At 37.8% G+C, this 11,790-nt stretch carries 11 protein-coding genes; 1 reads left to right on the top strand and 10 read right to left on the bottom strand.

What is annotated here, in order from left to right; genetic code table 11:
* Positions 1–6: 6 nt before the first annotated feature.
* The 5 genes from dnaK to truB form a co-directional block, all read right to left on the bottom strand.
* Positions 7–1,833, bottom strand: coding sequence for a molecular chaperone DnaK (dnaK, locus tag BR87_RS01870; RefSeq protein ID WP_035028016.1), 1,827 nt, complete (start codon positions 1,831–1,833; stop codon positions 7–9).
* A gap of 59 nt (positions 1,834–1,892) precedes the next feature.
* Positions 1,893–2,450: a nucleotide exchange factor GrpE gene (gene grpE / locus BR87_RS01865; protein WP_035028014.1), complete on the bottom strand. Its 558-nt coding sequence runs from the start codon at positions 2,448–2,450 to the stop codon at positions 1,893–1,895.
* Positions 2,451–2,470: 20 nt separating this feature from the next.
* On the bottom strand, positions 2,471–3,508 hold the full coding sequence (hrcA, locus tag BR87_RS01860; protein ID WP_035028013.1) for a heat-inducible transcriptional repressor HrcA: 1,038 nt from the start codon (positions 3,506–3,508) through the stop codon (positions 2,471–2,473).
* Between the two features lie 283 nt (positions 3,509–3,791).
* Positions 3,792–4,727 carry a riboflavin biosynthesis protein RibF gene (ribF, locus tag BR87_RS01855; protein WP_035028011.1) on the bottom strand — a complete coding sequence of 312 codons (936 nt, stop codon included), beginning with the start codon at positions 4,725–4,727 and terminating at the stop codon, positions 3,792–3,794.
* A gap of 15 nt (positions 4,728–4,742) precedes the next feature.
* Complete coding sequence (gene truB / locus BR87_RS01850; RefSeq protein ID WP_035028008.1) at positions 4,743–5,660, bottom strand: tRNA pseudouridine(55) synthase TruB; 918 nt, start codon at positions 5,658–5,660, stop codon at positions 4,743–4,745.
* Between the two features lie 184 nt (positions 5,661–5,844).
* Between truB and BR87_RS12985 the strand changes: the two genes are divergently transcribed.
* Positions 5,845–5,988 carry a DegV family protein gene (locus BR87_RS12985; protein ID WP_156959064.1) on the top strand — a complete coding sequence of 48 codons (144 nt, stop codon included), beginning with the start codon at positions 5,845–5,847 and terminating at the stop codon, positions 5,986–5,988.
* Positions 5,989–6,169: 181 nt separating this feature from the next.
* On the opposite strand, the gene BR87_RS01845 is transcribed toward BR87_RS12985, so the two are convergent.
* From BR87_RS01845 to infB, 5 genes are all read right to left on the bottom strand, one after another.
* Positions 6,170–6,766, bottom strand: a complete 597-nt coding sequence (locus BR87_RS01845; protein WP_035028005.1) for a hypothetical protein — start codon at positions 6,764–6,766, stop codon at positions 6,170–6,172.
* A 463-nt stretch (positions 6,767–7,229) separates the two neighbouring features.
* The gene (locus BR87_RS13290; RefSeq protein ID WP_244877061.1) at positions 7,230–7,580 is read right to left on the bottom strand and encodes a group II intron maturase-specific domain-containing protein; all 351 of its coding nucleotides are present in this window, start codon (positions 7,578–7,580) and stop codon (positions 7,230–7,232) included.
* Between the two features lie 26 nt (positions 7,581–7,606).
* Entirely contained in the window at positions 7,607–8,644 is a 1,038-nt protein-coding gene (gene ltrA, locus BR87_RS01840; RefSeq protein WP_244877016.1) for a group II intron reverse transcriptase/maturase, read from the bottom strand.
* Positions 8,645–9,075: 431 nt separating this feature from the next.
* A complete protein-coding gene (rbfA, locus tag BR87_RS01835) occupies positions 9,076–9,423 on the bottom strand; it encodes a 30S ribosome-binding factor RbfA (RefSeq protein ID WP_035028004.1) in 348 nt (115 codons plus the stop codon).
* A gap of 52 nt (positions 9,424–9,475) precedes the next feature.
* Complete coding sequence (gene infB / locus BR87_RS01830; RefSeq protein WP_035028001.1) at positions 9,476–11,782, bottom strand: translation initiation factor IF-2; 2,307 nt, start codon at positions 11,780–11,782, stop codon at positions 9,476–9,478.
* Between the last annotated feature and the right edge of the window lie 8 nt (positions 11,783–11,790).

The raw sequence follows: 11,790 nt of genomic DNA, 5'->3' as shown, positions 1-11,790 counted from the left end.
TGTTGATTATTGGTTGTCGTCTACTTCTTCAAAATCAGCATCAACGACATCATCTTCTCCGGCTTGTGCACCTTCAGGATTAGCTTCAGCTTGTGCTTGAGCTGCTTGTTCATAAAGTTTGACGGTCAAAGCTTGTACAATTTCATTTAAAGCATCACGTTTAGTTTTCATTGCTTCTAAATCATTTGCTTCTACTGCAGCTTTTAGTTCATCACGAGCATCTTCGGCTTTTTTAACTTCAGCTTCGTCTACTTTTCCTTCTAGTTCTCCTAAAGTTTTGTCTACTTGGAACAATAATTGGTCTACTTCATTGCGTAAGTCTACTTCTTCTTTACGATTTTTGTCGGCTTCAGCATTAGCTTCAGCATCTTTAACCATGCGTTCGATTTCTTCATCAGTTAAACCAGATGAAGATTTAATTGTGATTGTTTGTTCTTTTTGAGTACCTAAGTCTTTAGCACGCACGTTAACAATACCATTTTTATCGATATCAAACGAAACTTCAATTTGAGGGATTCCACGCGGTGCTGCAGGAATATCTGTCAATTGGAAACGACCTAAAGTTTTGTTGTCTGCTGCCATTGGACGTTCACCTTGTAAAACGTGTACGTCTACAGCTGGTTGATTGTCTGCTGCTGTTGAGAAGACTTGTGATTTACTTGTAGGAATCGTTGTGTTACGGTCGATTAATTTTGTGAATACGCCGCCCATTGTTTCAATTCCTAATGATAAAGGAGTAACGTCTAGTAAAACGATGTCTTTTACATCTCCAGTAAGCACTCCTGCTTGAATAGCAGCTCCCATTGCTACAACTTCGTCTGGGTTAACTGATTTGTTTGGTTCTTTTCCAGTTTCTTTACGTACAGCTTCTATAACAGCTGGAATACGTGTAGAACCTCCAACTAAGATAATTTCATCTACTTCTGAAGCAGAAATTCCAGCATCTTTTAAAGCTTGGCGAACGGGTTGTTTCGTACGATCTACTAAGTCATAAGTTAACTCGTCAAATTTCGCACGTGTTAAGTTGATTTCCAAGTGCAATGGACCAGCTTCACCAGCTGTAATAAATGGTAAGCTGATTTGCGTAGAAGATACACCTGATAAGTCTTTCTTAGCTTTTTCAGCAGCATCTTTCAAACGTTGAACAGCCATTTTGTCTTTTGATAAATCAATACCGTTTTCTTTTCTAAATTCTTCAACTAAATAAGCAATAATTTTTTCGTCAAAATCATCTCCACCTAAGTGGTTGTCTCCAGCAGTTGAAAGAACATCAAAAACGCCATCGCCTAATTCAAGGATAGAAACGTCAAATGTACCACCGCCAAGGTCAAATACAAGAACTTTTTCTTCTTTGTCTGTTTTATCCAAACCGTAAGCTAGCGCTGCTGCAGTAGGTTCATTGATGATACGTTCTACTTCTAAACCAGCGATTTTACCAGCGTCTTTAGTTGCTTGACGTTGTGCATCGTTGAAATAAGCAGGAACAGTAATAACAGCTTTGTCTACTTTTTCTCCTAAATAACTTTCAGCATAACCTTTTAAATATTGTAAAATGGTTGCTGAAATTTCTTGAGGTGTATATTTTTTCCCTTCAACATCAACCGTATAGCCTGCTTCTCCGATATGGCGTTTGATTGAGCTGATTGTATGCGGGTTTGTGACTGCTTGACGCTTAGCTACTTCTCCTACTTGCATTTCTCCATTTTTAAATGCCACAACAGATGGAGTTGTACGATTTCCTTCTGGATTTGCAACAATTTTTGCTTCTCCGCCTTCTAAAATAGCTACTGCTGAATTTGTTGTACCTAAGTCAATACCAATTATTTTACTCATAATATATTACCTCTCTTACATTTTTTAGTTTTTTAATTTTTAACAACTAATTAATTAATTTATTGAGCTACAATGACCATTGCAGGTCTTAGAATACGCTCTTTTAAAGAATAACCTTTTTGAAATACATTTACAACTGTATTGGCTTCTTGCCCTTCTTCTAAAGGAGCGGTTTGAATAGCTTGGTGATAGTTAGGATCAAAAGGTTGGTTTAAAGGATCAATGACTTCTATTCCTTCATGTTCTAATGCCGTTTTGAAAGAATCCATGACCATTTCTAGCCCTTTTTTCAAATTTTGTCCTTCTTCATCCGTCACTTCAATTGCTAGCGCTCTTTCTAGATTATCGATTACTGGCAATAATTCTGTTGCTAAAGATTGCGAACGGTATTTTGCAGCATCTTCTTTTTCTTTTTGATTGCGTTTACGTATATTAGCCAGTTCAGCTTGTAGACGCAAATATTGGTCTTCTTTTTCAGCTAAATCTGCTTTTAATTGTGTTACTTCATCTACTTGATTTTCTTCACTGGCTTCTTTTGAGTTTTCTGGCTGCTTATTCAGTTCAACAGCTTCGTCAACCACTTCTTCATTTACTGTTTCTTTTTGTTTCTCAGTCATTGTCTATAACTCCTTTTTGATTAGTCTTCCATTGAATGGTAATAGTCCATTACTTTTTTTGAAAGCTCATTTCTAAATACATCCACTAAACTAATCATTTTTGAATAAGGCATGCTGGTAGGCCCCAATAAAGCAATCAATCCTGTTCCATAACCTCTAACGTGATAACCTGCCGTAATCAAACTGAATTCGCTGAGCAAATCTTCATCTAGTTCTTGGCCAATCCTAACTTCGATTCCATCATGGTGAGGAGTCAATAAATGAGCTAAATCATGTTGGTCATCCATTAATGAATAGATAGATTTGAATTTTTCAACGCCTAATCCCATGGAATAATCCAACATATTCATTCGGCCTCCTACGTGTATTTGATCACGACCGGCTTGAAGAATGATATTGTCCAGAATCGTGACGATTCCTGCTGTTGATTTAGCGTATTTATTAATTAGTATAGGGATTTCAGTTTCCAGCTTTCGAAATACCTCTATCAAGGTATGGCCTACTAACTGTTCATTAAAAATATTCACCATTTTTTCTAAATCACTTGGTTGAATGGTTCTTGGTAAAGAAAAAACTTGATTTTCTACGTGTCCTTTATCAGTAACTAAAATAACCATTACACGGTGTTCATTCAAAGGAACGAGACGAAACCCGGTTAATTTGCTTTCCTTTAACTCAGGTCCCAAAGAAATAGCTGTGTAACTAGTTAATTGTGAAAGAACTTCCGCAGATTGGACAACAATTTCATCTAACTGATGGAAATCATTACTAAATGAGTTTTTAATTGTCATCAAGTCTTTCTTTTGGATTTCCATCGGATGAATCAAATGGTCGACGTAAAAACGGTACCCTTTAATTGAAGGAATTCTCCCTGATGAAGAATGCGTTTTTTCAATAAAACCTAATTCTTCCAAATGAACCATTTCATTCCGAATCGTAGCAGAACTAAATTCCAAACCCGCTTCTGTCATTAATGTTTTAGAACCAATTGGTGTTCCATAATTTGTGTAGAGAATTATGATGGATTTTAGTATGAGAATTTGCCTTTCTGTTAACATATTGCATCACCTCTTTTTTAGCACTTGGAACTAAAGAGTGCTAACACAAGTATTAATTTACCAAATATGCAGTGAATTGTCAACGATTTAACTTCAATTTTTATAATTCTTCTTTTTCGAAATAAGGCGTTCTTGTTTCCTGTTCGTTTTATTTTCATTTCCATACCCTATCAAGTAACGTCGTTTTTAATTAAAGGCAAAAAAATTTATAAAACCCTTACTCTAGTAAAAAAACAGCCACTACACACTAACGTCGCTGTTTTTTAAAGATACTTTATTCAATTTATTTGAAATAGTTCAGGGTATCTAGTTCATCTTGTTTTAGCTGTTCGATCAATGCTTCCATTGAATCAAATTTTAATTCATCTCTTAAATAATGGTGCCACAAAACTGTTACTTTTTCTCCATAAATATCTTGTTCAAAATCCAAAATATAGACTTCGACCGTTAAAGGCCGATTGGCTTCAAATGTGATGTTGTGACCGATAGAAGCCATTCCTAAAAACCATTTTTTTCCAACACGGATTTTTACTGCATAGACACCTACACGAGGTAAACGCACATTCTTTGTTACTTCAATATTGGCTGTTGGAAACCCGAGTAAACGTCCACGCGCATCTCCATGAACAACTCGACCAGCAGTTTCGTAAATATATCCAAGTAAACCATTAGCTTCTTCAATGTTCCCGCTATCTAAACATTTTCTAATCCGAGTTGAACTAATTTTCGATTCTTCATTCATTTGTTTTTCAACTACTACAATTTCAAATCGATCATCAGCATAACTGGGCAACTGTTCCATTGAAGCAATTTCTTTTTTGCCATAAGTATAATCGAAACCGGCTACTACTACTTTGGCATGTAATCCTACAATGTATTGATCTACAAATAGTTGTGGTTTTAAAGCTGCAAAAGCAGATGTAAAATCAACTTCATATAAAATGTCTACTCCTAATTCAGCCATCATCGCTTGTTTTTTTTCAACTGTTGATAAATAAAGCATATCTTCCACCGCAATTTTTTTGAAAACAATTGATGGGTGCTGATTAAACGTCATCACTGCTAATTTGTATTTTTTTTCTGCAGCTATTTGTTTTGCTCTGCCTATGACTTCTTGATGTCCTTTATGAACACCATCAAAAAAACCAAGTGCCAGTACAACATCTCCTGCTGGAATTTGATCTTGTGTATAAGGATGGTGCAATTTTATAATTTCCATGATTAAAAAACTCCTTTATTGAAATTTACGTAAACCTTTGACTGGTTTTAAAAGGTTTTCTTTAGTTGGGTGTTTATCGTAAATACTCCATGCTTGATTTTGGTACATGACTACTACCGGAAAATCGGTTTGTTCTCCAAAAGCAGCTAAAGGCAGGACAGCTCCATTTTTGACTTTATCCCATAACGCTTGATCGATATGAGTGGAAGCGAGTTCTTTCAGACCATACTCTAATGGAAATAGCGCTTCTTGAATGGTACCGTTAGCTGCTTTTTCAGCAACTTGGTCTAGCGTCAAACAGTCGCTGGCTTTAAAGGTGCCGCTTAAGATGCGTGTTAAATCAGACATATGCGCTGGATAACCAAGGGCTAGGCCTAAATCAACCGCCAATGTACGAACGTATGTCCCTTTGCCGCAATCCACTTCGAATCGCCAAGAAACCGTATGCGCTGCTTCATCTAACACAGGCTCAGAAGTACGGATAAACCGTTTTATAGTCGCTTTTCTGCTCGGACGTTCCACAGTTTCACCAGCTCGTGCATATTCATATAACCGTTTTCCATTCACTTTAACTGCCGAAAACATAGGAGGCGTTTGAAGAATAGTACCTTCCATCGCGGCCATCGCTTGATCGATTGCTGTTACTAACGGTACTTCATTCATTTGAACCTGTTCTACAATGTCCCCACTGCTGTCTTCTGTTGTGGTAGAAAAACCTAATGTAATCTCACCGATGTAGCCTTTACCCGTCTCCATCATGTATTCAACAACTTTTGTAGCATTTCCAATGCAAATAGGCAAGACTCCGTCTACATCTGGATCTAATGTGCCCGTATGGCCAATTTTTTTTGTTTTTAATATTTTACGCAATTTAAATACACAGTCATGACTTGTCATGCCACGTTCTTTCCATAATGGGAGAATACCTTCCATATTAGATCCCTACTTTCCATTTTTAACTTTATCAGTATACCATATTTCAAAGTTTCGCGAAAATACCTAAGAGAATCTTGTGCAAAACTAAAGCTTCTAATGCACAAGATGGAGTAAATTTTCTAGAAAACCTGAAGGAAAAAGCAGTAAAATAGTTTATAAATGTTATTGAAGAGAAGTCCAAATGAAATTAATTAAAATTGTGTCAGATTCAACTGTTCAATTATCAAAAGAGGAACAAGAGAAATACGAGATTACTATTATTTCTTTTCTCTCAATGATTGAAGAAGAACTGTATTATGATTACCTAACTGCAAAAAACCGCTAGCTCACTATTACCAAAATCAGTTCAACCTGCAGTCGGACAGTTCACTGAACTTTGGGCTGCTATGTCTAAGATTAGTAGCTGTTTTAGAAGAAATAAAATCCACAACCTTGTAGACTGATTCTCGTAACGAAAAAAAGCTGCCTTTCTTTTTGAAAGGCAGCCGTTTTTCGTTACGAGTCATTTACTTTTCAATCACAATAAACTCTTTTTCGCGCATTTCTAATAATAAAGGATTTTCCTTAACTGTTTCCCATTTCACAGTTCGTCGGAATTGTTCGCGTTTTGTTTCTTCACCATCCCAACAACTATAAAGTTCTACTTTATTCGTGTCTTCAAAACAGTTATTTAAGACATACAGCAAACCTTGTTGTTGCGTAGCGTTTACTGCACGTGCGTCATCCATCATTTTAAGGTACTCCATCACGTTTGCTGTCGTAAAACCTTCCGGCACTTCTGTATCATTCTCAATCGGTTCCCATACAGGAAAATCAGAGGTTTGGTATACAAACGGAGAATTAAAATGCTTTAAGATTGCTCCTTTTTTTACTTCTTCAAGAATCTCAAAAGTTCCTACAATTTCTGCTTCTGTATCATAGAATTCGATTTGTTCCATCGTAATGGAAGCATCTTGCGTTTGGTTTTGAATGTAGCTTAATACCATTTCATCTGTTACTCCTGGATCTAAGGTATCACGCGCAATTAATGCTACGGTATTTGAATTTTCTGGAGCATGTGTAGGTAACACTTTTTCAACTCCAATATATGAATATAAAGTCATCTCGACTGCCTCCTATCATTATGAACCATTAAAGTATAACAGATTTTCTGTTTTCTACCTAGCAACCCGAACAAGAAAAGCGGGACAAACCCATCTTGCCCTCCGTAAAAATAGGAAATACGACTTGTGGAGCAACGCTTCTTTCATCGCCTTATACTGGCATTCTAAGAGATGAATCTCTTAAAGCACCAGCAAATGAGCATACTGCGCAATTGCTGGAAGACTTCCAGCTTTAGCTGTTTACACGGTTACGGTATGCGAAATGCAGCGTAGAAGTCGACTAGTATAAAGCACGCATAGCGTGACTTTAGGCCTTTTAGTCCTCTTTTTTACGAGAGGTCAGGGCTTGAACGCTAGACAGTGAATGCAAAACAACTTATAATACCCTACTGTAAACGAGTAGGAGGAACCTTACGGTTCCGACCTCTCACACCACCGTACGTACCGTTCGGTATACGGCGGTTCAATAACTTGAGTATCTTGTTTGGGCAGACGCATACAGTTGGGATAAATCTTTTAATCCCCACTTTATGAGTCTGTCTTTTGTTATAGCTGTATGAATAATGTGGTTTTTGGATGTTCTCCAGTACCCTTTTCGAGAAGCAGCTAATTTTAATGCGTCATCATGTTGGATACCATATCTTTTTAACATAGTATAACGTGTTTTAACTTTCTTCCATCGTTTCCAGATAAGTTGCCGAAGCCTGTGGTTTAACCAGGATTGTGTTTCTGCTATAAAGGTTTTCATATAACTGATACCATAATAATTAATCCAACCAACGGTAACTTGATTAATCTCTTTTACAATGTTCAGGAAAGTTCCTGGTCGTTTACGACTAGTTAGTTTTTGAAGTTTGTCTTTGAATCTTCGTTGTGCCGACTTAGCAGGTCGGCATCCAACTTTCCCATGTGGTTCATAATATGGAATCCTAAAAACTTCGCTTTTGTTGGAGTGGTCACCTTGCTTTTCTTTTGATTTACTGTTAGTCGTAAATCTTTTTCTATATACTCAGTAACACTCTCCATGACTCTTTCACCAGCACGCTGACTTTTAACATAGATAACGAAATCATCCGCGTAACGAATAAATTTATGCCCTCTTCTTTCTAGTTCTCGATCTAGTTGGTTTAGATATACATTTGCGAGTAAAGGTGACAGTGGGCCACCTTGCGGTGCCCCCTTATCTGTTTCGATATAGATATCTTTATCTAATATCCCAGAGCGAAGAAATTTCCAGATTAACTTTAATACAACTTTATCTTGGATAAATTCTTCTAAATAGGCTCTAAGCTTTTGATGGTGGATGGTATCGAAATAACTTTTCAAATCGCAATCGACCACTATTCTATACCCTTCTTCATAATATTCTTCCGCTTTTTGTATGGCTTGATGGGCACTTTTACCTTTACGGAAACCAAAACTATTATTTGAAAAATAGGGGTCAATCATTGGGTCGATAACTTGCAAAATAGCTTGTTGAACAACTCTATCAAGTACACTTGGAATACCTAAATAACGTTTAGAACCATCTGGTTTTGGTATGGGCACTCTTCGAACAGGTTGAGGTTTATACGTACCGTCCTTTAGTTTCTGTACTAACGTTGGGTAATATTTCTTCATATGGTCCTCTAGCTCTTCGACCGTGATACCATCTATTCCTGGAGCTCCTTTATTTTTTCGTACTTTTTCATACGCTTGCCATAGATTACCACTCTCTATGACTTTATCTATTAACGTGATACCATCTTGTTCTTTCATCTCCATGCTGTCACTACTACGCGCTCTTACATACTCTTTCGCTTCCAGCTTGTCCCTTTGTAAGAAGCCATCTTTTCGGTCTTTACCACGATGTTTTCTGCGATTTTGTAGTGACTTCACCTCCTTGTTTCTTCAAGATTATTATTGTTCTGCCCTTCAGAGAACGGCGTTCTCCTACTATGGCATCTGCTGACTTCTCACTATTCGTTGTTACTACGGTGTTTGCCGCTAGTGAGACCTCCCCGGGTAAGAATGATAACCTTCCACTCATGTCACTGCCTCATTTACTGTAGGAGATTCGTGCAGTATAGGACTTCACTTTATTTGGCAAGCTCGTCCATCTCCAGTCAGCCTTGTATGAGATTTCTGTTCGTCAGTGCGAGTGTTTGCGTCCAGCTTCCTTCAGATTCCTCCTCACGGGGGACACCCTTGCTATTCGCTAACAGTTCCTACTGCAAAGCCTGTAGTGGACTTTCACCACCAAGTTATCACCCATGCCGGGCGCACCAAAAAAAAGACAAAGCGATCTTCTCGCTTTGTCTTTTTTTACCTTATTCTTTATTTAAATCCCGCAATAATTCGTCGATTCGGCTGCCATATAAGACAGATTCATCTCGTTCAAATTTTAATTCAGGTGTTTTATAAAGCGTTAAACGCTGTCCTAATTCTCTTCTGATTAGTCCAGATGCTTTTTCTAATCCCATTTGAACATTTTCAAGATCTTTTTCTTTTTCAGATAAAATACTGTAATAAATAGTTGCCTGCTGTAAATCTCCTGTTACTTTAACTTCTGTAATCGTAACATCGGCGACACGCGGATCTCTTACGCGTTTAATTAAAATATCATTGACTTCTTTTTGGATTTCTTGTGCTACTCGTCCTGTTCTGAAGTTTGCCATGATGTATCCCTCGCTTCCTTTACTTATCAAGAATTAAATTTAAAAAGAACAATTATTTGCGTTTAATTTCAACCATTTCATATGCTTCAACTACATCGTCTACTTGAAGATCATTGTAGTCTTTAATCATAAAGCCACATTCAAAACCTTTTTTGACTTCTTTCGCATCGTCTTTGAAGCGTTTCAAACTTGCTAATTCGCCTTCAAAAATAACAATATTGTCTCGAATCAAGCGAACGCTGCTGTTGCGTGAAATGTGTCCTTCTGTTACAAATCCACCTGCAATTGTTCCAACTTTCGATACTTTAAATGTTTCACGAACAACGACTTGTCCAGTAACTTGTTCTTCGTATTCCGGATCCAGCATCCCTTTCATAGCTGTTTCAATCTCATCGATCGCATTATAAATGATCCGGTGAAGACGGATATCGATTTTTTCTTGTTCCGCTTGTTCTTTGGCTTGAGGAGTTGGTCGTACGTTAAATCCGATAATAATCGCGTTACTTGCAGCAGCTAACGTGATGTCACTTTCATTGATAGCACCAACAGCCGTATGAATGATTTTAACACGGACGCCTTCTACTTCAATTTTTTGTAAACTTGAAGATAACGCCTCAGCAGAACCTTGCACATCTGCCTTTATAATAACATTGACTTCTTTTAATTCGCCTTCTTCTAAACTTGAGAAGAGGTTGTCCAATGTTACACGATTAGTAGCTAAACGTTGGCTGGCCATAGCTTTTTGAGCACGAGTTTCTCCAACAGTCCGTGCCGTTTTCTCATCTTCAAAGACAACAAACTGATCGCCCGCTTGAGGAGCTGCATTTAAACCAGTAATTTCTACAGGGGTAGAAGGACCGGCTGTTTTAACACGGCGGCCTAATTCATTAACCATGACCCGCACTCGGCCATAAGTGTTCCCAACTACAATTGGATCACCTACACGCAATGTTCCTTCTTGTACAAGTAAAGTAGCAATCGGTCCTTTGCTCTTATCTAAACGAGCTTCTATCACTGATCCTATTGCCAAACGTTTAGGGTCAGCTTTTAGATCTTCGACTTCAGCCACTAATAAAATCATTTCTAACAACTCATCTAAATTTTGTCCGAATTTAGCAGAAATTTCAACGAATATGGTATCTCCGCCCCATGATTCTGGAATCAAGCCATATTCAGTTAATTCTTGCATCACACGTTCCGGATTAGCAGTAGGCTTATCAACTTTATTTACCGCTACAATAATGGGTACTTCCGCCGCTTTAGCGTGATTGATCGCTTCAACTGTTTGCGGCATAACGCCATCATCAGCAGCCACAACAATAATCGTGATATCTGTGACATCTGCTCCACGAGCACGCATGGTTGTAAACGCCGCATGTCCTGGTGTATCTAAGAAAGTAATTGTTTTTCCATTAGATTGTACTTGGTAAGCACCGATATGTTGTGTGATACCGCCTGCTTCGCCTAAACTAACTTTTGTATTTCTTAATGAGTCCAGCAAAGTCGTTTTCCCATGATCGACATGTCCCATAATCGTTACAACAGGCGGACGAGTAGCAAGATGTGCCTCGCTTTTCTCTTGTTCGAAATAAACATCTAAATCAGAAACATCTACTTCAACTTTTTCTTCTGCTTCTATCCCATATTCCGCAGCAAGTAATTCAATTGCATCTTTGCTTAGGCTTTGGTTTAAAGTAGCTACGACTCCTAGTAAGAAAAGTTTTTTGATGATTTCAGCCGGTTCCCGATAGATCTTTTTAGAAATATCCGCCACTGTCATGCCATCAGAATAAACCAATACTTCTGGTAATTCTTTAAATTTACGCGGCACTGGTGGTGCAACTGGTTTTGTTTCGCCTTTTTTCCCTTTTTTCTTACGTTTATTGAAACCGCCGTGAGTTCCTTGAGAACCGCGGTAACCTCCTCGTTTATTTCCGCCTGGCCCAGCAGTAGTTGTCCGTTGTTCAACAGGGTTAGTGGTCCGTTTTGCAACTGTATTCACTTTTTTATCAGCTGGTTTAGCTGCTGGTTGTGCTGTTTTTTTACTTGCAGCAGGTTTATTGCCTTGTGTTGGTTTAGTGGTTGGTGTTGTTGGTTTATTGGATTGATTCTTTTTATTTACTATACTCTTACCGCCTTTTTGTGTTGTATTTTTTTGTGTTTCTTCTTGTTTTGTCATATTAGGTGAATTCCTTTTCTTGTTTGCAGCAAATGTATCATTTAGCATCGCAACTTGTTTGTCTTCCATGGAAGACATGTGACTATTATAGTCGATTCCTAACTCTTTGGCTTTTTCAATTACCTTTTTAGTAGGAATATCGTGTTTTTTTGCATATTCGTACACACGCAAATTAGCCATGTTATCAC

It is taken from the genome of Carnobacterium mobile DSM 4848, from assembly GCF_000744825.1.
GTDB lineage: Bacteria > Bacillota > Bacilli > Lactobacillales > Carnobacteriaceae > Carnobacterium_A > Carnobacterium_A mobile.
Note: the sequence above shows the minus strand (reverse complement) of the source record. Positions and strands in the feature narration are given on the sequence as shown.

Bases quoted from the DNA above. Each gene is read 5' to 3' on its own strand.
- rbfA (WP_035028004.1), bottom strand. From the start codon at position 9,423: ATGGCAAACTTCAGAACAGGACGAGTAGCACAAGAAATCCAAAAAGAA.
- dnaK (WP_035028016.1), bottom strand. From the start codon at position 1,833: ATGAGTAAAATAATTGGTATTGACTTAGGTACAACAAATTCAGCAGTA.
- BR87_RS01845 (WP_035028005.1), bottom strand. From the start codon at position 6,766: ATGACTTTATATTCATATATTGGAGTTGAAAAAGTGTTACCTACACAT.
- ribF (WP_035028011.1), bottom strand. From the start codon at position 4,727: ATGGAAATTATAAAATTGCACCATCCTTATACACAAGATCAAATTCCA.
- truB (WP_035028008.1), bottom strand. From the start codon at position 5,660: ATGGAAGGTATTCTCCCATTATGGAAAGAACGTGGCATGACAAGTCAT.
- BR87_RS12985 (WP_156959064.1), top strand. From the start codon at position 5,845: ATGAAATTAATTAAAATTGTGTCAGATTCAACTGTTCAATTATCAAAA.
- grpE (WP_035028014.1), bottom strand. From the start codon at position 2,450: ATGACTGAGAAACAAAAAGAAACAGTAAATGAAGAAGTGGTTGACGAA.
- hrcA (WP_035028013.1), bottom strand. From the start codon at position 3,508: ATGTTAACAGAAAGGCAAATTCTCATACTAAAATCCATCATAATTCTC.
- infB (WP_035028001.1), bottom strand. From the start codon at position 11,782: ATGGCTAATTTGCGTGTGTACGAATATGCAAAAAAACACGATATTCCT.